This window comes from Actinomycetota bacterium, from assembly GCA_030018275.1.
Classification (GTDB): Bacteria; Actinomycetota; Aquicultoria; order Subteraquimicrobiales; family Subteraquimicrobiaceae; genus Subteraquimicrobium.
On record JASEGB010000017.1, the window covers coordinates 1 to 21,715 of the forward strand.

Genomic DNA, 21,715 nt, shown 5'->3' on the forward strand with positions numbered 1-21,715 from the left:
ACACCCTAAATATTTCTATTAAAAGAATTTACACACAATAGTTTACGTTACCATTTTAGTGCGAATAAATTTCACCCTTTTGGGTGGGATAAATTTAAAGACGAAAAAGATGCTTGATCATATCACCATACATTTTAAGTCTGGCTAAAAGACCTTTGAAAAAACCGAGTTTTTCCTCCTTCATTACGTGGGTCGCATCATTGATGATAATCTCCTTGACCTTTACCTCGGAGTTTTTGGCATGTTTTGTAAAGGCTATCTCCACACCGAATCCTGATTCGGAGAAATCGGGGATGCCCTCGAGAAATTGTCTCTTAAGAGCCCTCTGACCGGAAATAAAGGGAATTATAGTTTGGGAAAGATCTGTGCGTAGCCTTCCTCCAGCGAATTTTCCCACGGTCATCATAAGCTCATCGTCCATGAGGAGGGGATTTATTAAATCCTCTATGTGTTTGGGGGTGAGTCCCACGAGATCGGCATCGATGAATACCAGGATATCTGCATCTGTGGCATCTATTCCCATTTTTAAAGCTGCCCCCTTTCCCCTATTCGTCTCACAATTTATGAGTGTTACACCCCGGTATTCCTCAACCGCATTGGCTGTTCCATCCGTGGAACCATCATTTACCACGATAATCTCATCTATCAAAGGGACTTTCATAACCTCGCTTAAAACTAAACTGATCCTTTCTTCCTCGTTATAGGCGGGAATTATAACGGCAATTTTAGGTTTTGAACTCGCCTTCGCCATTTCGCCTCCTTCATTATTTGGTTTAATATGCCTGGGCAAAGTAGACTAATTCGCCTCTTTCTCCACAGTTGATGCAATTACTGCCTCTTTTTTCGGGAGCAAGGGGAATGCAACGTATCGTGGCTACGGTTTTTTCCCTAATGCGGTTCTCGCATTCGGTTTTGCCACACCATCCGGCGATCAAGAATCCTCTTTTGGTCCTCAATATCTCCTCAAATTCATCTAGACCCCGGACCTCATGTGTATTTTCTTCTCGGAATTTTTTAGCTTTCTTAAACAAATTAGTCTGAATATTCTGTAAAATCTGTTCAACTTCCGCCTTGAGTTCGCTTTCCTTAATTGGTTTTTCCTCTCTCGTATCGCGTCGGACCAGTATTACCTGTTCTTTTTCAATATCCTTTGGACCAATTTCGATGCGAAGTGGTACGCCACGCATCTCGTATTCATTGAACTTCCATCCGGGTGTATATTCCTCTCGAAGATCCGCTTCAATTCGAAATTTCTTCTTCAGTAGCTTGAGCAGATGTTCAGTCCTCTCACAGACTAAGGTGCGGGTTTTTGTTTGCCAGATGGGGATGATGATCACCTGAATGGGAGCAATATTTGGGGGGATTATTAGTCCAGCATCATCGCCGTGGGTGAGTATCACCGCTCCTATCAGGCGTGTGGATATCCCCCAGGATGTTTGCCAGACGTAACGCCTTTCACCCCTTTCATCCTGAAATGTGATATTGAAAGCCTTGGCAAAGTTTTGCCCAAGGTTGTGTGATGTTCCCGCCTGAAGCGCCCTTCCATCACACATCAGGGCCTCTAGGGTATAGGTACGTAGTGCACCTGCGAATTTTTCCCTCTCCGATTTCTCGCCTATAATGACGGGTATCGCTAGTTCATCCTGTATGAAATCGCGATAAATCCGAAGCATTCGAAGAGCTTCCTCCTCCGCCTCCTCTTTGGTAGCATGGGCGGTGTGACCCTCTTGCCAGAGAAATTCCGTGGTTCTCAGGAAAGGTCTTGTAACCATTTCCCAACGGAGTACGTTGCACCATTGGTTGATGAGGACTGGGAGATCACGATGGGATCTTATCCACTTTGAATACATGTGACAGATTATCGATTCCGAAGTGGGTCTAATGGCTAGTCTTTCCTCGAGTTTTTCCTTGCCCCCATGGGTTACCCAGGCGACCTCGGGTGCGAAGCCCTGAACGTGTTCTGCCTCCTTAGCCAGAAAACTTTCCGGAATGAGCAAGGGAAAGTAAGCATTGGCGTGTCCAGTTTCCTTGAACTTTTCATCCAGCCTTTCTCTGATGTTTTCCCAGATGGCATAGCCATAAGGGCGGATGACCATACATCCCTTGACGGGCGCATAATCCGCCAGCTTGGCCATGCGGATGATCTCAGAGTACCACCTGGATAAATTCTCTGATTTATTGATCAGTTTTTCGACGATGCCTTCCTCAACGGATTTATCCTTGCTCATTGTCACAAGTTCAACCTCCTATCTCAACGACAATTACCATTGAGGATCAACCATCGACAGCTTCTCTATCTCTTCCATCAATACATCAACTAACTTATCTTCGGGCACCTTCCTTATCGGTTTACCCTTCGCGAAGAGTAGACCTCCTCCCTTTCCCGCTGCAATTCCTAAATCAGCCTCTTTTGCCTCTCCTGGACCATTGACTACGCATCCCATTACGGCAACTTTTATGGGAGTGGAATAAGATAGGAGTTTTTCCCCAACTTCCTCTGCAAGGGAGATCAAATCTATTTCACATCTGCCACAGGTTGGGCAGGAAATGAGCTCAGGTCCTGCTCTTAAACCCAGGGATCTTAAAATCTCGAATCCCACCTGGACCTCCTTCACGGGATCCGCCGTAAGCGATACCCTTATCGTATCACCGATGCCTTCATGAAGGAGAACCCCTAAGCCCACTGAGGACTTTACCGCGCCCGAAAGGAGCGTTCCGGCTTCAGTTATACCTAAATGTAATGGATAATCCACCATTTTGGCAAGCATCCTATAGGCTTCAATGGTTATGAGCACGGATGATGATTTAACCGAAATCACTATATCGTGAAAATTCAAGCCTTCAAAGAAGTGTAAGTGCTCTAATGCGCTATCCACAAGGGCTTTGGCCAATCCTTCCTTCGCCTTGGCGTATTTTTTGTGTAGGGAACCCGCATTCACACCTATGCGTATGGGGATATTTTTCTCCTTAGCCTTCAGTACGATCCGCTTCACTCTATCCAAGCTTCCGATGTTTCCTGGATTGATTCGAATTTTATCGGCTCCTGCATCGAGAGAGGCGAGGGCCAGACGCCAATCGAAGTGAATATCCGCAACCAAGGGCATGCTTATATTTTCTTTGATGATTTTGAGAGCCCTTGCGGATTCTCCATCAGGGACAGCAACCCGTATTATTTCACATCCAGCGGATTCCAATTTCCTGATTTGAGCAACGGTGGCGGCAATATCCGCGGTTTTTGTGGTGGTCATGGATTGCACGGCAATGGGAGCATTCCCTCCGATTCCAACCTTTCCCACTTGAATTTGTCGAGATTTACGTCGCATATCAATCACACTCCTATAAGCCACCCAGATAAATGAGGAGTCTTTGGATATCAGCCATAGTGAGGTAGATAATTAATGCCATGAGCAGCGAGAAAAGTATACCTTGAATGACCACGAGCTTATAAGGGTCGATTGGTCTCCCGCGCACCACTTCTACCCCGAGAATCGCCAATCTGCCTCCGTCTAAAGGAGGAATGGGAAAGAGGTTTATAACGGCGAGATGTATGCTGATGAGGGCTAAAACTTGCAGGAAGAATAATAAGTTTTCCTTGGCAATGAGGGTGGTCTCATGAATGATACCCACAGGTCCCCTTGCTTGTTGTAAGAGCCCACCCTTGGTGAACAAATCATAAATTGCTTGGCAGACCTTCACCGTAGCCATTCCTGTGGCAATGGTACCGCGATGAACAGCGGAAAGAGGGGTCTCCCTCTTTTTTTCCAATTTTGTTTCGATGCCTAGAAAACCTCGAGAATCCTTCGTGGTTAGGGTAGGATAAAAGGTCATTCTCTTTCTGCCCCTCATCACCTCAACTTTTACTCTTTTTCGCGGGTGTTTTTGAATAATCTCAATGATCTCGGACCATTCCGGAGTTTTCTTGCCCTCAATGGAGATTATCTTATCTTCCGACCTTAAGCCGATCTCAAAAGCGGGAGAGTTGGGCAAAATTTTGGCTATGGCTGTTGTGGGTGTGGGGATTCCTACCATCAAAACGATGGCAATGAGCATTATGGGAAGTATTAAGTTCATGAGGGGTCCGGCTAGAATTATGCTTATCCTCTGCCACATTGGTTTTGTGTTAAAGGCCCGTGCTCTATCTGCTTTGCTTAATTCCTCATGGGGATCCATTCCAGCAAATCTCACATATCCACCAAAAGGGATGGTTGTAGCACCATAGGAGGTCTCTCCCAAGTTAAAGGAAAATATCTTGGGACCGGGGAGACCGAACATGAATTCATATACCTTTATCCCAGCGAGTTTAGCTGCCAGAAAATGTCCTAACTCGTGGACAAAGATGAGGAGATTTAAACCCAAAATGGCGATGACCAAACTAATTACACCCATAATATACCTCGCATAACCCTTTACTTTAGTTTGGCAAATTTCCTAAGATAGCCGTTTTCATCCGATAAATACTTGTCTTCTTGATAAATGCAAAATGTAAAAATAAAAATGCAAAACGACAGAGAAAAATTTAAAATTAAGTTCTATGTCCTAAGTCCAACGTCTAAGTCTTATAATCTTTTTGACTCTGGACAGTGACCTCGGACTTAAAAATTTTGGATTTTAGATTGTGATTTTTCATTTTTCTCTTTGAATTTTAATTTAAGGGTAAAACTTTAGCTGGCCAATCTTAAATTTTGCAAAGTAATGTCTTTTACTTTTATAAACCTGTAAGATTAGTTAGGTGAGTTTTTGTATAATCGATTTAGCCCTTTGACGAGCCCAGTTTTCTGCCTCTTTAAGCACGCCTATGTCTTTTACCTCTAGGGAGGTGTGAGAATCGAGCACCTCCCTGATCACGCGTGGAATGGCGGGGAAAGAAATTTTTCTATTTAAGAAAGCATTTACAGCCTCTTCGTTGGCTGCATTTAGAACAGCGGGAAATGTTTTGCCTTTCTTACCAGCTTCTAAAGCATATTTTAAGCATGGGAAATTGATAATATCTGGTTTTTCAAAGGTGAGTTCCTTTATTTCAGAGAAATCTAAACTGGGGAGAGATGAGGGAAGCCTCTCCGGATGGGAAAGGGCGTATTGGATGGGGATACGCATGTCCGTCTGCCCCAGATGGGCTTTTATCGAACCATCTCTGAACTCCACCATGGAGTGGATGATGCTTTGTGGGTGAATTATTACCTCAATTGCATTGTAGTCGATCCCAAATAGGAAGTGTGCCTCAATGGTCTCCAACCCTTTATTCATAAGGGTGGCCGAATCTATGGAGATTTTGGGTCCCATCTTCCATCTGGGATGAGCCAACGCTTCTTCAACGGTAACATCTTTAAGATCCTCCAATTTGCATCCTCTGAAGGGTCCTCCCGAGCCCGTGAGGATTATTCTCACCACATCCTTTAGATCTTCCCCCTGTAAGCATTGGAAAATGGCATTATGCTCACTATCTATGGGGATGATTTGGGTTTCGCCCCTTGCAGCCAATTTGGTGACGATTTCTCCTCCAACCACCATCGATTCTTTATTTGCCAGAGCCAGAGTTTTCTTAAGTTTCAGTGCAGAAATGGTGGGATCGAGACCGATGGAGCCCACCAATGCGTTGACTACTAAATCACCCTCGGGCATGGCTGCCAACTCCTGAATCCCACCCTCCCCAACTAGAATCTCTATCTTACGCTCGATGCGTGCACGCAGATTTTCCGCTGCCCTTTCATTTGATATGGCAACGGCAATTGGGTTCAATTCCCTGATTTGCTCCTCTAGAAGTCCAATATTTTTATGAGCCGATAACCCAACAACATCAAAGGCATTTCTATTTCTTTTGATGACATCAATGGTCTGGCGCCCTATCGATCCCGTTGATCCCAATATAACTATCCTTTTCACCATCTCACCACCAAATTATTCAAAGGTTCTCGGATGAGCCCTTAAAAGTCTTTTACCGGCGTCGGAAACTGTGGCTTGACATCTACAGTAATTTCAATAGATAGTAAGCCACTGGTGCGGTGAACAGTAGGCTATCCAATCTGTCCAGGATTCCTCCATGTCCTGGAATGATCGAGCCGGTATCCTTGACCCCCGCCACCCTTTTGAGGCTCGATTCAAATAAGTCGCCAAGGACGGCGGCAATTCCAATGATCAGCCCCATCAAAATCCGCTTTGCTAAAGATAGGGGGATGAATGCCATGAGACCTAAGGCAGCGGAGCTTGCAAGCAGCCCCAGGATGGTCCCCTCCCAGGTTTTTTGGAGACTTATCTTCGGAGCCAGTTTCCTCCTCCCCATCAATCTTCCCCCTCCATAGGCAATCGTATCATAGACCCAAGTGGCTACGAAAACAAGCAACACGGAGAGGGATCCCAGGTTTATGGGGGGTTCTATAAGACTAAATCTTTCAAGTCCTGTGCCAAGATCATAAATGAGAATCAAATGACCGAGTAAAAATCCGACATATAAACTCCCGAAGATTGTGAGGCTCACATCGTAAATGGTGGGTTTTTTCGCTTTTAGTAACCCTCTTATCAATACCAAAATTATTAAGAAAGCCAGAGCTACTCCCATACCAGCCTGGCCTTTTATTAATGCGGCGGTGGGGAAGCAAGCTCCACCGAGCATGCCCACGGCGGTATCTGGCTTTAAGTTTTCGAATGGCAAGGAGTAGAATTCACGTAAACCCAATAATACAAGAGCTAATACCAGAACGAAGAAGGGTATTCTACCCAGAAATAAAAAGCCGAGGAGAATCACCCCATAAATAACTGCACTCAAAACCCTCTGCTTCAACATAGCCTCTCCCTTTCAGGGAAGAACTAGTCTATTCTTGATGTTGAGCTCTTAAGATCTGGAAGCTGTGAGCTGAGCTACCGAGCTTTTGAGCTCCAGAGCTTTTATCAGTCGGTTTCAAGTCCACCGAAGCGCCTTTTTCGCTTCTGGAATTCATAAATCGCTTGCAAAAAATCTTTTCTTGTAAAATCGGGCCAGAGAATTGGGGTTACCCACAACTCGGTGTAAGCTATCTGCCACAGGAGAAAATTGCTCACCCGAAGTTCACCGCTTGTTCTTATCAACAGCTCAGGGTCAGGGATATCGGCGGTGTATAGATGATCACTTATGGTCTCTTCCATAATGGAGTCCGGATCCATATTCCCATCTTTAACGGCCTTGGCTATCTGCCGTACCGCATCCATGATCTCCGTCCTTCCTCCATAATTCAGAGCTACATTCAAGATAAGACCCTTGTTATTTTTCGTTAGCTCTATTGCCTCTTTGAAACATCTTTGAGTGGATTCCCGAAATTCATGAAGATGTCCAATGACGCTGATCTTCACATTGTTTTTGTGAAGTTCATTCATTTCCTTTTGCAATGTTTCCTCGAAGAGACCGATAAGACCATCAATTTCTTCCCTAGGACGCTGCCAATTCTCTTTTGAAAAGGTATATAATGTTAGACACTTTATTCCTATTTCTGGAGCGGTGCGTACCACCTCTCGGATGGCATTTGCACCAGCTCTATGACCAGCCAAGCGCGGCAAACCTCTCTTGGCTGCCCATCGGCCATTGCCATCCATGATTATGGCCACATGGGTGGGAGCCCTTTGGGGATCGATTCGTTTTAAAAAAAAGTCCTCGCGAGACCTCCGATAGGACCGACGAAGACTTCTATATAAATTTCTCAATTTATCAAGCACTTAATTTTCCCTCTTAAATCAATTTCTACTAGCAATCAACGGTGACCGTGAACTAATTTACAATCCCATTATCTCTTCTTCTTTGTGTTTCAGCATTTCATCGATTTCAGAGACGTATTTATCGGTGATCTTTTGGAGCTTCTCTTTGGCCCTTTCAAACTCATCCTCCGAAATTTCCCCGTCTTTCTTTAGATCTTCCAAAGCTTCCTTGGCCTCTCTTCTAACATTTCGGATGGCGATGCGTCCATCTTCCGCCATTTTTCTTACCACGCGGACTAACTCCTTACGCCTCTCTTCGGTCAGAGGAGGAAATGGTAGGCGAATTACATTTCCATCGCTTGAAGGGGTGAGACCCAAATCCGACTTGAGGATGGCTTTTTCGATATTTCCTATGGAACTTTTGTCCCAAGGTTGAATGACTATCAGTTGGGGCTCGGGCACCATGACCGTCGCCAGCTGATTTAGAGGGGTTTTTGTTCCATAGTAATCCACCATGACTCTATCTAGAAGTGAGGCTGAAGCTCTCCCAGTTCGGACACCAATGAACTCACTACCCGTGGCGGCTATGGCTTTTTTCATTCTCCTCTCAGCTTCTGCGAGGGTTTCAGGGATCGCTTTACCAATCATCGTCATACCTTCCGTGGGATTTTTTCCTGAACAATGGTCCCCATTTTTTCTCCCTCCAAAATCCTCTTGATATTTCCCGGCTGTGCCAAATTGAAGATGATAATGGGGAGATTATTGTCCATGCATAGGGAAATGGCTGTGGCATCCATGACTCTTAAACCCTTATTGAGGACATCGATGTAACTGAGTTCGGGGAACTTTTTTGCTTTGGGGTTAATCTTGGGATCTGAATCGTAAATTCCATCAACCTTGGTGGCTTTGAGTATGGCTTCTGCTCCAATTTCTACCGCTCTAAGAGCAGCGGCGGTATCCGTGCTGAAATAGGGATTTCCCGTGCCCGCTGCGAAAATAACCACTCTGCCTTTCTCAAGATGACGGATGGCTCGACGTCTAATATAGGGTTCGGCCACCTGATGCATGCTTATGGCCGTCTGGACTCGGGTGACAACCCCTTCTTTCTCTAAGGCATCCTGGAGAGCCAGGGAATTCATGACGGTAGCAAGCATACCAATGTAATCGGCCGTTGCCCTGTCCATACCTGCTGCACTAGCGGCTATTCCACGGAAAATATTTCCCCCACCTACAACTATGGCGATTTCCACGCCTTCATCGCTAAGTTCTCTCACCTGTTTGGCGATGGAAGCCATGACCTCAGGATCGATTCCATATTGTAGTGAGTTGGTCAGAGCCTCCCCGCTTAGTTTAAGCAAAATGCGTTTGTATTTAAACCTTTTCCCCACGCTAGCCTCCCGTTTTGCTTTTTACCTTAATTTTAAGAGATAGTTTCACCCAATGCAAAACGGACGAAACGTCTAATCACGATATTTTCCCCGATTTTTGTGACCAAATCTGCTAAGAGGTCTTCGATGGTGATATCGGGATTTTTAATGAAGGGTTGTTCGAGGAGGCAGGTGCTTTCGAAAAATTTCTCCAACCTTCCCTGCACAATTCGGTCTACGACTTTATCTGGCTTACCTTTTACTTGAGTGTGATATATCTCCCTCTCCTTTTCAATCAATTTTGAAGGAACCTGATCGCGGGAGATGTAGGTTGGATTGGTTGCGGCAATGTGCATGGCGATATCGTGAGCAAATTTTCTAAATTTTTCATTTTTCGCTACAAAATCGGTTTCGCAATTAATCTCGACTAGAACTCCAATTTTGCCCGCGTGTATGTAGGCATCTATCAATCCTTCCTTGGCAATTCTTTCCGCTCTTTTTTTGAGATCGGCGAGACCCTTTTTTCGAAGAATCTGGGTTGCCGTTTCAATATCTCCTTTTGCCTCCATCAATGCCTTTTTGCAATCCATCATGCCTGCTCCAGTGAGTTCCCTTAACTGTTTTATCTTAAGAGTAGAAACGGGCATATATCAAACCTCCCCGAAGTGAGATATTATGCGCTTTCAACCGTTTGTTGTGCTTCGGCCTCTTTCTCCTCCGGTATTACTTGGCTGGCTTTCCCCTCCAGTACTGCATCGGCCATGATCTTCGTAATTAAATTTATGGCTCGGATTGCATCATCATTTCCTGGGATGACGAAATCAATCTCATCTGGATCGCAATTGGTATCCACAATGGCCACAATGGGAATCTCCAATCTTCTCGCCTCTTTAACGGGGGCTCTCTCCTTCCTTGAATCTATTATGTATACTGCTCCAGGTAGTTTACTCATTCCTCTAATTCCTTCGAGATTCCGCAACAACTTCGCGTATTCTTTTTCGAGTTTTAAAACTTCCTTTTTGGGTAGAAGATCCAAGAGACCCTGAGACTTCATTTCCTCGAGTTCCTCCAATCTTTCCAGCCGCTTTCGTATGGTCTCAAAATTGGTGAGCGTTCCACCCAACCATCTATAGTTAACGTAGGGCATACCACACCTTATGGCCTCCTCTTTTACTCCTTCCTGGGCCTGTTTTTTGGTTCCCACAAAGAGGACAAGCTCTCCCTGGCTGACGATGTCTCTAACAAAGTCATAGGCGATTTCAATGAGCTCGAGGGTTTGTTGCAGATCCAAAATGTAAATATCATTTCGCTCGGTAAAAATATAGGGCTTCATCTTGGGATTCCATCTGCGGGTCTGATGACCAAAATGCACCCCTGCTTCCAATAACTGCTTCATTGAAACAACAGCCATATTGCACCTCCTTTCGCTTTGCCCACCATCGCGCCCGTACAAGCTGGCAGGCATGGTTTTCCCTCTGTCCACTTCATTCCCTCCTTCCACCCACTGCAGGGCACCCGAAGGAAAGTCCATGTGCGTGTGTGCTTGGAACAGTGTAGCATAATACCGCAATGCAAACAACTTTTTAAATGTTTCCCTATTCCCCTAAGAGCAGCGATTTTATATTCTTAAGCCTGGCTCTCAGGCGAAGAATGGCCTTCGTGTGAAGCTGTGAAACTCGAGATTCTGTTACCCCCAAGATTTCCCCGATCTCCTTAAGGGTCAAACCTCGATAATAGTACAGGGCGATTACAATTTTCTCTCTTTGGGGTAATCTATCAATGGCTTTGGCTAAAATGCCTCTTAGCTCAGACAATTCAAAGATCATTGAAGGATCCTTCACCCTGGTATCTTCCAGGGTATCGATCAGGCTCACTCTATCATTCTTATCCGAGCTGATCGTCCACAACTCTTCTAAAGCCACAGGCGTCGTGTAACTGAGTTGGTTCAAGAGCCCATGCAATTCTTCGATGGACATCTTAAGAGCTTCTGCAACTTCCTCGTCGGTGGGTACCCGTTTGAGTTTATTCTCCAATTCCGCGTAGACCCTCTCCAATTCCTTGGCTTTGTGTCTGACCGATCGAGGGACCCAGTCCAGCGATCTGAGTTCATCGATGATGGCTCCCTTGATTCGTGAGATGGCATAGGTTTCAAATTTAATATCCCTGCTGGGATCGAATTTATCTATGGCATCGATGAGACCAAAGATTCCATAACTTATGAGATCGGCGGTATCCACATTTTGGGGTAAACTAGCGGCAATTCTACCGGCTATATATTTTACAAGAGGCGAATAATGGAGGATGAGTTTTTCTCTAGTGGACTTTGATTTCGTGGCCTTATATTCTTTCCAAAGTTTTTCTATCTCAGATTTCCTATCGGACTTCTTCACCAGAGGTCTCCCTCTGCAGTCGAACCCCAACCTCAATCCCGACTAATGGCTCTTGGGTGGGTTCTCATATATGTCTCCTTAAGGCTCCTCCTGCTGAGATGAGTATAAACTTGCGTGGATGATAAATCAACATGTCCCAGGAGCTCCTGGACCGTTCTTAAATCAGCTCCGGCTTCCAGGAGGTGTGTGGCAAAGGTGTGTCTAAGGACGTGGGGGCTTATGGACGAGCTCATACCCATCTGTCTTATATATTTATTGAGTATCCTTCGCACCGAAACTGCCGAAAGCCTGTTGCCTCCACTGTTCAAAAATAGGGCTTTTCCTGCCTCCCTGTCGGCGGACATGGCTTGCCCTACTGGTAGGCGAGCCTGCCGGTAGGCACGGTCCCTTTTTGTACTGCGACGGACGAGCTCCTTGTACCCTTTGGTGAGGTACTCTGCGATGGCATCAAGAGCTATCTTGTGGATGGGCACGATCCTCTCTTTGCCACCTTTACCCCAAACCTTAATCTCCTGGCGAGCGAAATTCACGGCATTGATATTCAACCCAACGAGCTCACTCACTCTGATGCCCGTTGCATAGAGAGTCTCCAAAATTGCTTTATCCCTTTGACCTAAGGTGGAATGATCAGGTGTGGAAAGAAGCTCTTTTACCACATCGATCCTCAACACCTTGGGGAGTTTCTTTTCCAATTTGGGGGAAGAAAGTAGAGCAGCTGGGTTTGTGTTTAAGAATCTCTCTCGTTGCAAATATTTAAAGAATGAGCGAATGGAAGCCAGTTTTCGAGCGATCGTTGTCCGGTTGTAGTTCAGTGTGTGAAGGTAGGCAAGGTAACGCCTTAAAATTATATGATCGACTGAATTCCACATTTTGCCCGCTCTTTGCAGGTAATTCAAGAATTGTTTTATATCCTTCGTGTAGGCCCTCAAGGTATGAGGAGACATATTTCGCTCCGCCGAAAGGTATTTCAGGAACTCTTGCAGTTTATCATCCTCTTTTTCCACGATTTTTTCCATCTTCTTCATCTGTCCTTCGACAATTCTTAAATTCTTGAGATTTTTTTGCCAAAATCCTGTCTCACAAACCCTTTCAATTCCAAAGTAGTAAGCAAACCCAAGACCTGCGATATATCCAGATTTACCTCTTTGACCAGTTCTTCAAGATGTTTTGGTTCCCAATCGAGTTTATCCAAGATCATTTTTTCTGCCGGGGACAAATTAGGAGAAGAGGTTTTTGAGTCACTGTTGAGTTTCACATCCAGATTAAGGGCCTCCATAACATCCTCCACCTTTTCTACTAAACATGCCCCCTGTTTTAACAATCCATGGCAACCTCGAGTTAAGGGATTTTTTATATTCCCGGGGACCACCATTACTTCCCGTCCCTGTTCCAAGGCAAAATCCGCGGTAATAAGAGCACCACTTTTCTCACCCGCTTCCACGATTATTACACCCAGGGAAAGTCCGCTGATAATCCGGTTTCTCGCGGGGAAGTTTTGAGCAAAAGGTGGTGTATCCAGGGGTTGTTCTGAGATAAGGCTTCCTTCATCGCTGATCTTCCGATATAATTCTCTATTTTCGGGCGGATAAACTATATCCAGTCCACAACCAAGGACTCCTATTGTCCCGCCCTCTCCCTTTAGGGCACCCAAATGGGCGTGGCTGTCTATTCCCCTGGCCAACCCACTGATAATGGTAATGCCCAGTTTGGAAAGCTCCTCGGCCAGTTCTTCAGCTATGGTTTTACCACAAGAGCTGGCACGTCTGGCTCCCACGATGGCAACGGCTTGAGAGTACCTCTTTATTAAATCTCCTTTGGTGAAGAGGATTGGGGGGCTATGAATTTCCCTAAGAAGCATTGGATAATGGGAATCGGAGGGAGTTAAAAGTTCAATACCCTCCGATTCAAGCCTCTGAAATTCGGTATCAAGATTTATCTTGTTCCTCGCAGTCACAATCTTTTGAGCCACATCGGGTAATGTTCCGAGTTTTTCGATTAAATCCTTCGGGGTTGCCTCCCAAACATGCTGCGGGGAGCCGAAACATTCGATGGCTTGATTCAGTCTCCTATCAAGCTCTGGTATAAGCTTTAATCCCAGCCAAAACTTCTTGTCCGACAATTTTGTTACCTCGAGTGTTAAGTATCATTGAGCAATGTACTATGGAATTTCCTGCCAATTTTCATTACATCATGAAATTACGATCAAGGCTTCTATATTGAACGGCTTCCGCGATGTGTTCCAGTTCTATTTTCTCCCTTTCGGCAAGGTCAGCAATTGTTCGGGCAACCTTTAAAACGCGGTCGTAAGCTCTAGCGGAAAGCCCCAACTTATCGATGGCGTTTTCCAGGAGATGAAATGCAGAATCTGAAAGCTGGCAGAATTCCTTAAGATGTCGTGGCTTCATCTGAGAATTACACGAGATTTTGCATCGGGAGAATCTCTTCCTCTGGTGCTCTCTAGCTCGTTGCACTCGCTTCTTTATGGTTTTGGAACATTCTCCGGGACTCTCCAGCGTCAGTTCATGCTTAGTCAATTGGGGGACATCTACATGAATATCGATTCTATCCAAGAGCGGTCCAGATATCTTTCCCCTATACTGCTGGATTTTGGCTGGGGTACAGATGCATTCCTTTGATTTATCTCCAAGGTAACCGCAGGGACATGGATTCATCGCTGCAATGAGGATAAATCTTGCCGGATAGGTTAAAGAAGTCATAGCTCTGGAGATGGTCACATGACCATCCTCGATGGGCTGGCGGAGAACCTGCAGAGCATTCTTGTTAAACTCCGGGAATTCATCCAGGAATAATACTCCATGGTGGCTCAGGGATATTTCACCGGGTCGCGGATACTGCCCCCCGCCGACCAATCCCGCATTAGATATAGTGTGATGGGGAGCCCTGAAGGGTCTGGTGGAGATGAGTGGTATAGTGGATAGCATCCCGGCTACGCTATATAATTTGGTAACCTCAATGGCTTCATCAAGAGTCATATCTGGCAGAATGGTTGGGACTCTTCTTGCCAACATCGTCTTACCCGAGCCCGGGGGACCGATCATAAGCACGTTGTGACCTCCAGCTGCGGCTATCTCCAAGGCTCTTTTCGCATGTTCCTGCCCTTTTACCTCTGAAAAGTCTACGTCGTATTCTTGAGAATGTGAGAAAAGATCGCGGAGATCTTCGGTTACCGGGGGAATGCTTATCTTGTCATTGAAGAAATCCACGACTTCTTTGAGGCTGGATACCGGTATCACTTCTAAATTTTCCACTAGCGCGGCTTCGGAGACATTTCCCTTTGGAGCTATGATGCCCCTTTTCCCCTGGCGTTTGGCACAAAGGGCTATGGGTAGGACTCCACTTATTCGCCTCACTTCGCCAGTTAAAGAGAGCTCGCCAATGATGGTGTAATCATGGATTTTAAGTGGCGATACCTGCTTGGTGGCTAGGAGTATTCCCAAAGCTATGGGAAGATCGAAGGAGGGACCCTCCTTTCGTATATCGGCGGGAGCTAAATTGATGGTTATCCTCTTCAGTGGAAATTCGTACTCGGAGTTTGAGATTCCCGATCTGACTCGCTCTTTAGACTCTTGGATGGTGGCATCTGGAAGACCTACTATGTTAAAGGCGGGGAGACCAAGTGATATATCGACCTCTACTTCAATTTTAAAAGCATCCATTCCCAGAACTGAAGCACTTTCAATCCTTGCTAGCATATTGCCTCCCACTCTAGTGGAGCTTTGGCTCGAATTTTACCATCACTTTGGTAGAACCGCTTAATACATTAAGTGTCCCAGAAATTAAATTCTCCTTTGAATCCTTAAGTCCTTCCCTAGAGGGATTTTGATTTAATAAATTTAGGGCAAAAAGATGAGTTGCTGCCCAAAGATTTAATTCAGTTTGGGAATCAACTCTTTCAAAATCTCAAGAAAGGCAGAGACAATTTGGGGGTAAGTAACCAGTTCCATCATATTTCTCATGGTGATAGAAGATTATGGGAATGACTTCTTTGAGCAAGGGAATACTTCCAATTATTTGAGTAGCCAATCGAGGATGATTCTTCACTTCCTTGTATTCCTCCTCGGTCAAGCTCGAGGGTTTGTTCGAAATTTCCTCGCTGATGCCTATCTTTCCAATATCATGAAGCAGGGCAGCTGTCCTCAAAATCTCTATTTCCTTTTCGGAAAGTCCCAACTTGGAGGCAATAGCCAGAGCGTATCGGGTTACGCTCTCGGAGTGACCGCGGATGTAAAGATCTTTTGCTTCGATTGCTCTTACCAAAGCCTTAATGGTTTCAAGGAAAAGTTTGTGTAATTGATCGAATAATTGAGCATTATAAATGGAGATAGCAGCCTCGCCGGCCCCAATGACCTTATCCTTTACCTTTAGAGGAACCGATATTCCGGAGCAAATTCCCTCTCTCGGTTTCAAATCTTTAAACCGAGCATCCTTGGAGATATCGAGTAAAAGGAGAGGCTCGTCGTTCTTTGCCACCCAACCCGCTATTCCCTCTCCAAGTTTTAAGCAGGTGTCTTGGATGGCTTTTTCACTTAATCCTCGAGCAGCTTTGATGGTTAATTCACCACTTATTTTCGTCGAGAAGCATGACTGAACCCATATCTGCACAAGTAGTCTTAAGAGAACAGTTCAATATGGAGTCTAATACCTCCCCAAGTGATCAAAGCAAAGTACCCACCCATTATAAATTCACCTTTGTCGGGAAAAATGTTAGTTAGCCCAGTATCTTTAACCATCATAAAGAATTGTATATTTACTAACTAAGAAATACTCTGTAAAAAGTGGTTGATTTCCTCTTTCATCTTCAGGGTGCTACCGGCCTCTCGAGCCTCTGAGATTATGATGAGATCAATTCCCATTTCCCTTGCCACTTCGAGGAGAGGCAGGAGACGCAATTCCCCTTGACCATAGGGAATGTGTTCAATTTCTCCATGCTTACCGTAAGAAACATCCGTGAAGTGAACGTGTAAGGGGTGGAGAAATTCCTCTCCCAAGACGTCTCTAATGATCTTAAATATCAGCTTGAAGTTTTCTTTACTGGTCAGAGATCCACCCGTGGTGGCATGGATATGGGCTAAATCAACTGCGGGTACGGTATTTTTACTCATCTTCATTATTCCCAATAAATCTCCCAGTTGACCGAATTGTCCAAGTTTCCCGGTATTTTCTATGCCGATCTTCACCGTGTAACCTCTTTCTAAAAGCCGCAGGTTTAGCTGGGCTATGTTATCCTTCACAATTTGGGATACTCTGGCTTTATCCCTGCCCAGGAGGAATCCGGCGTGTACCACCACGATCGGTGCTTCCATTAGTATTGCGAGGTGAGCTGTGTGTTGGAGTATATTTAAGGCTTGTTCTCTCTTTTTAGGTTCCTCTCGACTTAGAACCGCAAAATAAGGAGCGTGAACGGAAAGGTATATTCCCACCTCTTTGGCAAGCTCTCCCAGTAGCTTGCATTGTTTTTCGTTGAGATAAAACCCCTTGACAAACTTGATCTCGCAAGCGCTATATCCTCTTTCCTTCAGAACGCCCATGGATTTTTCCAAATTTCTTCTGTCGGGTAAACCTGAGGGACCGAATCTTACACTAAATGTCGGTTTAAGCTCTTCAGTTATAGGAATGGCTTTTGTTTTCATCTTTCTAGCCATGATCGCTTGGTGGCGCTTATCAAAAGTTTCCAATACCTCCGTAATATCCTGTTTTAACTCTAAGGTTGGCTCAAATAAATCACCTAATCCCTTTAACCTGTCGAGGACGGTGAAGATGTTAAATCTTTTTGGATTCAAGCCCTCTTTCAATTCCTCCCATGCAATGGGGGTTGACACGGGTGCTCCCTCCAATGGTCTTAAGCTGTAGGGAGAGGCAAGCGTTTTTCCTTTAACATTTTGAGTATAATCTATGCGAATGCCCTTCCTTTTCTCCACATCCCACTCCATACAAACCTTTTCTGGATAGACACGATGAATGATGTAACTCACTCTCATGGCGAAATTTCTGGTATCCTCGTAGGTAAATTTCCTCCCGATGGGAACATAGATGTGGAGACCGGTGGCTCCCGAAGTTTTTATGAAGGATTTGAGTTCGAATTCGTCCAGAACTCGTTTGATAAGATGTGCTATCTCGATGGTATCATCGAAGGTTGCAGGCGGGAAAGGATCAAGATCGAAGATGGCAAAATCGGGGCAGTCTGGTTTATCGACGCGCGAGAACCAGGGATGAAACTCTATACAAGCCTGATTTACCAGCCATACAAGGCTCTTTAAATCATTGGCTAGGCAGAAATTTATGGTCTCACCGTCCTCCGAAAGATACAGCCAGGTCTCAAGCCAGGGAGGGGCGTGCTCGGGACAGTTCTTCATGAAGAAGGAAGGTCCATTGATTCCGTCGGGATAGGGCTGAAGCGTTAAGGGACGATCCTGTAGGTAGGGAAGCAAGTGCGGGGAGATATCCACGTAGTATTTCATCAAGTGAGCTTTAAGGATTCCCTCTTTTGCCCAGAAAATTTTATCGAGGTTGGAAACCTCTACTTTTTCCCCATCGATTTCGAGGAACTGTTTGATCATTTTCCTTTTATCCCCAATTCTTTAGCCCTATTTTATGCCGTCTAAAGCTCCTTTGCCATTCAGCTTTCTCTCCATCCGTCCATATTTGGTAAAATAAATATAATAATCCTATGAGGTTGATGTAAATCAAATGCAAGTTAAAGAATTTGTAGCTTGTTAGAAGGGGGTGAAATAGTGGTAAAAGGGGAGCTAGAAGCCTTTTTTGAGGAGGGAATGGATTTCTTAAAATTCCTTGAGAAATTGGGAAAGGTTTACCCAAATTTTTTCCGCACCACTAAGGAAAACGAATCTCTTGAGAAGATCAATGGTCAAATTGCAGATACTCTTTGTATCATTGCACGAGATTTATTGCGCTCTCCCTATACCGTTGAAAACCTTCCACAACGATCTCTCGTGCACATTTTTCTGGATCAAAAGGGAGCTCGCTGTAAAGAGCTTGAAGAGGCGGTCTACGTTTTGTCTCTTCCCTCACACGCTTCGAGTCTGATTAAAATCTTCGATTTAGCATGCAAAAAAGAAAAAATCTTCACAGAGCACATCGATGTCATTCAAATAAACAAAATCTCAAAACGCAAAGGCTCAGAGAGAGTTTAAACTTCCACAACTATGCGTGTATTGGTCTCCGTGACCCCATCGATACCATGTATTTTCGCGAGCACCAAATCGGCTAAAGCTTTATGATCCGGTGCTTCGACGAAAGCGATGAGGTCTCCCGGTTGACCCCAACAAGCGTGTACGGACTTTACCCCCTCAATTTTGGAAATCTCCTGGACTGCATCCCTTATTTTACCCGCCTGAACTTTGATGAAGATATATGCTGAAGCCATTTAATCCCCCCTCCCTTCAATATGTTTTAGATACGATCCCCCATACATACCAAAACCGCGTGGTCCCACACTCCTTAAGGTGAAAGTTACAAGGCGATTCTTCAGGCCGCAAAATCTTTCACAACATTTGATATTCGTTACACATGTTTCAAAATCATTTCTCGCCAGGAAAGAGTGTAGTCTGAAAAATCCACCACAAAAGGGGCAACTGAGGAAATTTAAAAGTCTTATTTTCATAATTTAACTTCCTGGATTCTTTTTTACTCCTTTGATTTTTGATGTCTCCAGTCATAGACCCACTTGTACTCTTCATCCCAAACCTTTTTATATATTTGGGCGACATTCCGTGCACATTCTCTTAAGTGTGGAATGAATTCACCGAATAAGCTCTCCGCTCCCTCATGAGTTGGATAAGCACTGTATTCTTCGACCAATCCGGCCATGGCACCCGGGTGGTCTATTAAGGGGCAAGGTCTGAGATCGTTATGTCCAAAGGGCTGGCTTCTTCTAATTGCTTTGAAGAAATCGGAATTGAGGGCTTGCATTAAGCTTTTATCCTTGATATTGTCGACGGCAAAATGGCAAAAGATACACGGTTCCACATCACCCTTGTTATTTATGTGGACATAGAGCTTCCCTCCGGCAAGACAACCCTCCACCAAGGGTCCATCGCCCCAGAAGTCCACGAGCAGAATGGGCGGCGCCTGCATTTTGTCTCCTCCCAACTCGATGAGACATCTTGCAAGCCCTACTTATTGGATACATATTTTTGATTAAATCGTCAACACCCTTAAGCAGCTGGTATAAAATTCCAGAAAATTGTGGATTAAAAGGCACTTTCCATATGGAGAATTTCTGGTTTACCTCTTTGATTCAAGAGAATTGAGAGGACATCAAATCTCAGATTGGGGACGTTATTTGCTTTTGGGTGAGTTAATAAATAAAACTGGGCTATCATCCTCAAACGATTTTGCTTATGGGTGGTCACTGCTTCGAAGGGTTCTCCAAATTCCTTATTTTGCCTCGTCTTCACCTCGCAGAAGACGAGTATATCATCCTTTAGTGCGATGATGTCTATCTCGCCCAACTTGCATCGAAAATTCCTTTCTATGATTCGATAACCCTTCTTTCGGAGGTGAGAACAGGCTAGATCCTCACCACTTGGACCTATCGACATGATGAAACCACCAATATTTGACAGTTAACCATCAAAAGGTTCTGCCGGTTTCATTATTTAGAATAAAGACACGTTGCTGTAGTCCAAGCAGGTCCCTTAAATCAATGAGAGTGTTCAGGCATTTTTTGGGTGTATCGCATCCATATCTCTTAACCACCTCGATGCCTTTATCACCAAGAGAGCAGATGATAGGAGCTCTCTTTTGAAAGCAAGCTTGTATTTCGGACCAGTGAGATTCGTGGAAGAAATATGCTTTTATGTATCCGATAATCAAATCATAAAATATCGGAGTTCCGGGTTGGGGCTCTCGAAATGAATCGTTTGTAAGCATCTCCAATAGATCCTTCCTCTCCCTTTCCTCGACGATTTCTATGGGAAAATCTCTTTCTTGAAGACGGGAGACAACGGTGAGGTGATGAATTGTACTGGTCAATAGACCTGCGATGATTACTGCCAATAAATCCGAAGATTGACGGGGGAAAGTTGTGGGAAACTTTTCCACCAGCATTAATGAATACATGAGGTCTTCTGCGGCAGTGATCTCTGCTTCTTTGATGTCCTTCAATTTATCAATATTCAGGAATATGCAGATGTTCGCATCATCGACGATGTGAGCTCCCAGGGTATCCCTCACATGTGGATTTGGATGCTCGCTCATCGGTTGAAAGGTCAAAATGCGCTTGCTTTTCTTTTTGACCTCCTTACAAAGCGCATTAAATCGTGGTGAGAATAGATAACCAAGTGCCTTCATTTCATCCAACCTTCTTTGTTTTCAATTGATTGCCTCTTTTTGTAAGCATTGTACTGATCCACGAATTTCATCGCTTTTTCTTTTACCGGCGTAAAGCAATGGCGGTGGATTGGACACGGACCAAACCTCTCTAAAGCTTGAAGATGTTCCTTTGTCCCATAGCCCTTATTATGATCGAAGCCATAAAGAGGAAACTTTTTGTGATATTCTCTCATTAGGTGATCTCTGGTCACTTTGGCTACGATTGAGGCAGCGGCGATGGATATGCTTACCTTGTCTCCCGATATTAGCGAAAGATGAGGCTCTTTTAAATTTATAAGGGAAAAGGCGTCGGAGAGAATATAATGGGGTCGGACGGAAAGTCCAAGAGCAGCATGGGAAAGAAGGAAAAGATTGGCTTTCTGGAGTCCCATGGTGTCAATTTGCTCAGGATCTAGGGTTGCCACGTTCCAATTTACCGCCGACCTTGTAATGATTTGATGGAGTTTCTCCCTTTGTTGGAGAGAGAGCTGCTTGCATTCCCTTAATCCTGGAAGGTAGATTCCCTGAGGTAGAATAACAGCTGCTGCTACCAAGGGACCTGCCAGGGCTCCGCGACCAGCTTCATCGACTCCCGCAATGAGTGAAAATCCTTTCCTCCATAACCTATGTTCATAGGTGCAAAGCTTTAGAAAATCCGCTCTTTCTTGCTCCTTCCTTGAAAGCTCCTGGCGACTTGTTGAGGCAAGTTTCAATGCCCCAGCTCTCTTATCCCTTTCCAATGAGGGAAGTAGTTCTCTTTTGGCTTCGTCTGAGGCGCTACGGAAAAGCTCTCTTATTTCCCTCAAGGTCAGATGGGATAAGTCCATGTGTTTGGCATCATTCCCATAAATTTTTACATCTATGGAAAGACTAACTTTGTCAAGTCCAAACCCCTTAAAGGAGTTTGATTGGTGAAACCTTTAGTTTTTAAACCATACATCTATG

Annotated in this window: 23 protein-coding genes; 1 reads left to right on the forward strand and 22 read right to left on the reverse strand. The window is 44.8% G+C overall.

The window, feature by feature from the left end; genetic code table 11:
- Positions 1-94: 94 nt before the first annotated feature.
- The 17 genes from QMD66_06820 to ligD all read right to left on the reverse strand — a co-directional run bounded on the left by QMD66_06820 (position 95) and on the right by ligD (position 17,994).
- Positions 95-751 carry a glycosyltransferase family 2 protein gene (locus tag QMD66_06820; protein ID MDI6822549.1) on the reverse strand — a complete coding sequence of 219 codons (657 nt, stop codon included), beginning with the start codon at positions 749-751 and terminating at the stop codon, positions 95-97.
- A gap of 22 nt (positions 752-773) precedes the next feature.
- Positions 774-2,228, reverse strand: coding sequence for a proline--tRNA ligase (gene proS / locus QMD66_06825; GenBank protein ID MDI6822550.1), 1,455 nt, complete (start codon positions 2,226-2,228; stop codon positions 774-776).
- Positions 2,229-2,261: 33 nt separating this feature from the next.
- Positions 2,262-3,323: a flavodoxin-dependent (E)-4-hydroxy-3-methylbut-2-enyl-diphosphate synthase gene (ispG, locus tag QMD66_06830; protein MDI6822551.1), complete on the reverse strand. Its 1,062-nt coding sequence runs from the start codon at positions 3,321-3,323 to the stop codon at positions 2,262-2,264.
- Between the two features lie 13 nt (positions 3,324-3,336).
- The gene (locus tag QMD66_06835) at positions 3,337-4,386 is read right to left on the reverse strand and encodes a M50 family metallopeptidase (GenBank protein ID MDI6822552.1); all 1,050 of its coding nucleotides are present in this window, start codon (positions 4,384-4,386) and stop codon (positions 3,337-3,339) included.
- A 339-nt stretch (positions 4,387-4,725) separates the two neighbouring features.
- The gene (locus QMD66_06840; GenBank protein ID MDI6822553.1) at positions 4,726-5,883 is read right to left on the reverse strand and encodes a 1-deoxy-D-xylulose-5-phosphate reductoisomerase; all 1,158 of its coding nucleotides are present in this window, start codon (positions 5,881-5,883) and stop codon (positions 4,726-4,728) included.
- Positions 5,884-5,962: 79 nt separating this feature from the next.
- Positions 5,963-6,778, reverse strand: a complete 816-nt coding sequence (locus QMD66_06845) for a phosphatidate cytidylyltransferase (GenBank protein ID MDI6822554.1) — start codon at positions 6,776-6,778, stop codon at positions 5,963-5,965.
- A gap of 104 nt (positions 6,779-6,882) precedes the next feature.
- Positions 6,883-7,680 carry an isoprenyl transferase gene (locus QMD66_06850; protein ID MDI6822555.1) on the reverse strand — a complete coding sequence of 266 codons (798 nt, stop codon included), beginning with the start codon at positions 7,678-7,680 and terminating at the stop codon, positions 6,883-6,885.
- A 57-nt stretch (positions 7,681-7,737) separates the two neighbouring features.
- Positions 7,738-8,292 (reverse strand): ribosome recycling factor, encoded by a 555-nt coding sequence (frr, locus tag QMD66_06855; protein ID MDI6822556.1) that lies wholly within the window; start codon positions 8,290-8,292, stop codon positions 7,738-7,740.
- 17 nt (positions 8,293-8,309) lie between these two features.
- Positions 8,310-9,047: a UMP kinase gene (pyrH, locus tag QMD66_06860; GenBank protein MDI6822557.1), complete on the reverse strand. Its 738-nt coding sequence runs from the start codon at positions 9,045-9,047 to the stop codon at positions 8,310-8,312.
- A gap of 32 nt (positions 9,048-9,079) precedes the next feature.
- Entirely contained in the window at positions 9,080-9,673 is a 594-nt protein-coding gene (gene tsf / locus QMD66_06865) for a translation elongation factor Ts (GenBank protein MDI6822558.1), read from the reverse strand.
- A gap of 26 nt (positions 9,674-9,699) precedes the next feature.
- The gene (gene rpsB / locus QMD66_06870) at positions 9,700-10,437 is read right to left on the reverse strand and encodes a 30S ribosomal protein S2 (protein ID MDI6822559.1); all 738 of its coding nucleotides are present in this window, start codon (positions 10,435-10,437) and stop codon (positions 9,700-9,702) included.
- A gap of 184 nt (positions 10,438-10,621) precedes the next feature.
- Complete coding sequence (gene whiG / locus QMD66_06875) at positions 10,622-11,416, reverse strand: RNA polymerase sigma factor WhiG (GenBank protein ID MDI6822560.1); 795 nt, start codon at positions 11,414-11,416, stop codon at positions 10,622-10,624.
- A 32-nt stretch (positions 11,417-11,448) separates the two neighbouring features.
- The gene (locus tag QMD66_06880; GenBank protein MDI6822561.1) at positions 11,449-12,441 is read right to left on the reverse strand and encodes a tyrosine recombinase XerC; all 993 of its coding nucleotides are present in this window, start codon (positions 12,439-12,441) and stop codon (positions 11,449-11,451) included.
- A gap of 17 nt (positions 12,442-12,458) precedes the next feature.
- On the reverse strand, positions 12,459-13,535 hold the full coding sequence (gene dprA, locus QMD66_06885; protein MDI6822562.1) for a DNA-processing protein DprA: 1,077 nt from the start codon (positions 13,533-13,535) through the stop codon (positions 12,459-12,461).
- Positions 13,536-13,599: 64 nt separating this feature from the next.
- On the reverse strand, positions 13,600-15,129 hold the full coding sequence (locus tag QMD66_06890; protein ID MDI6822563.1) for a YifB family Mg chelatase-like AAA ATPase: 1,530 nt from the start codon (positions 15,127-15,129) through the stop codon (positions 13,600-13,602).
- Between the two features lie 208 nt (positions 15,130-15,337).
- Positions 15,338-16,039: an HD domain-containing protein gene (locus QMD66_06895; GenBank protein MDI6822564.1), complete on the reverse strand. Its 702-nt coding sequence runs from the start codon at positions 16,037-16,039 to the stop codon at positions 15,338-15,340.
- A gap of 152 nt (positions 16,040-16,191) precedes the next feature.
- Positions 16,192-17,994: a non-homologous end-joining DNA ligase gene (gene ligD, locus QMD66_06900; protein MDI6822565.1), complete on the reverse strand. Its 1,803-nt coding sequence runs from the start codon at positions 17,992-17,994 to the stop codon at positions 16,192-16,194.
- A gap of 174 nt (positions 17,995-18,168) precedes the next feature.
- Here ligD and QMD66_06905 point away from each other — a divergent pair, with 174 nt between their 5' ends.
- Entirely contained in the window at positions 18,169-18,588 is a 420-nt protein-coding gene (locus QMD66_06905; GenBank protein MDI6822566.1) for a hypothetical protein, read from the forward strand.
- On the opposite strand, the gene QMD66_06910 is transcribed toward QMD66_06905, so the two are convergent.
- The 5 genes from QMD66_06910 to QMD66_06930 all read right to left on the reverse strand — a co-directional run bounded on the left by QMD66_06910 (position 18,585) and on the right by QMD66_06930 (position 21,597).
- Positions 18,585-18,821, reverse strand: coding sequence for an Lrp/AsnC ligand binding domain-containing protein (locus tag QMD66_06910; protein MDI6822567.1), 237 nt, complete (start codon positions 18,819-18,821; stop codon positions 18,585-18,587). The two genes, QMD66_06905 and QMD66_06910, sit on opposite strands and share 4 nt — an antisense overlap.
- Positions 18,822-19,081: 260 nt before the next feature.
- Positions 19,082-19,531, reverse strand: coding sequence for an SPASM domain-containing protein (locus QMD66_06915; protein ID MDI6822568.1), 450 nt, complete (start codon positions 19,529-19,531; stop codon positions 19,082-19,084).
- Positions 19,532-19,647: 116 nt separating this feature from the next.
- Positions 19,648-19,998: a YraN family protein gene (locus tag QMD66_06920; protein ID MDI6822569.1), complete on the reverse strand. Its 351-nt coding sequence runs from the start codon at positions 19,996-19,998 to the stop codon at positions 19,648-19,650.
- Between the two features lie 31 nt (positions 19,999-20,029).
- Entirely contained in the window at positions 20,030-20,749 is a 720-nt protein-coding gene (locus QMD66_06925; protein ID MDI6822570.1) for a hypothetical protein, read from the reverse strand.
- Positions 20,746-21,597: a ribonuclease HII gene (locus tag QMD66_06930; GenBank protein ID MDI6822571.1), complete on the reverse strand. Its 852-nt coding sequence runs from the start codon at positions 21,595-21,597 to the stop codon at positions 20,746-20,748. The genes QMD66_06925 and QMD66_06930 overlap by 4 nt, the downstream gene beginning before the upstream one ends.
- Positions 21,598-21,715: the final 118 nt, after the last annotated feature.

What these genes read in the sequence shown, in the direction of transcription:
- QMD66_06820 (MDI6822549.1), bottom strand. Translation starts at nt 751, where the DNA reads ATGGCGAAGGCGAGTTCAAAACCTAAAATTGCCGTTATAATTCCCGCC.
- proS (MDI6822550.1), bottom strand. Translation starts at nt 2,228, where the DNA reads ATGAGCAAGGATAAATCCGTTGAGGAAGGCATCGTCGAAAAACTGATC.
- ispG (MDI6822551.1), bottom strand. Translation starts at nt 3,323, where the DNA reads ATGCGACGTAAATCTCGACAAATTCAAGTGGGAAAGGTTGGAATCGGA.
- QMD66_06835 (MDI6822552.1), bottom strand. Translation starts at nt 4,386, where the DNA reads ATGGGTGTAATTAGTTTGGTCATCGCCATTTTGGGTTTAAATCTCCTC.
- QMD66_06840 (MDI6822553.1), bottom strand. Translation starts at nt 5,883, where the DNA reads ATGGTGAAAAGGATAGTTATATTGGGATCAACGGGATCGATAGGGCGC.
- QMD66_06845 (MDI6822554.1), bottom strand. Translation starts at nt 6,778, where the DNA reads ATGTTGAAGCAGAGGGTTTTGAGTGCAGTTATTTATGGGGTGATTCTC.
- tsf (MDI6822558.1), bottom strand. Translation starts at nt 9,673, where the DNA reads ATGCCCGTTTCTACTCTTAAGATAAAACAGTTAAGGGAACTCACTGGA.
- rpsB (MDI6822559.1), bottom strand. Translation starts at nt 10,437, where the DNA reads ATGGCTGTTGTTTCAATGAAGCAGTTATTGGAAGCAGGGGTGCATTTT.
- QMD66_06880 (MDI6822561.1), bottom strand. Translation starts at nt 12,441, where the DNA reads ATGAAGAAGATGGAAAAAATCGTGGAAAAAGAGGATGATAAACTGCAA.
- QMD66_06890 (MDI6822563.1), bottom strand. Translation starts at nt 15,129, where the DNA reads ATGCTAGCAAGGATTGAAAGTGCTTCAGTTCTGGGAATGGATGCTTTT.
- ligD (MDI6822565.1), bottom strand. Translation starts at nt 17,994, where the DNA reads ATGATCAAACAGTTCCTCGAAATCGATGGGGAAAAAGTAGAGGTTTCC.
- QMD66_06910 (MDI6822567.1), bottom strand. Translation starts at nt 18,821, where the DNA reads ATGGCTTCAGCATATATCTTCATCAAAGTTCAGGCGGGTAAAATAAGG.
- QMD66_06915 (MDI6822568.1), bottom strand. Translation starts at nt 19,531, where the DNA reads ATGCAGGCGCCGCCCATTCTGCTCGTGGACTTCTGGGGCGATGGACCC.
- QMD66_06920 (MDI6822569.1), bottom strand. Translation starts at nt 19,998, where the DNA reads ATGTCGATAGGTCCAAGTGGTGAGGATCTAGCCTGTTCTCACCTCCGA.
- QMD66_06925 (MDI6822570.1), bottom strand. Translation starts at nt 20,749, where the DNA reads ATGAAGGCACTTGGTTATCTATTCTCACCACGATTTAATGCGCTTTGT.
- QMD66_06930 (MDI6822571.1), bottom strand. Translation starts at nt 21,597, where the DNA reads ATGGACTTATCCCATCTGACCTTGAGGGAAATAAGAGAGCTTTTCCGT.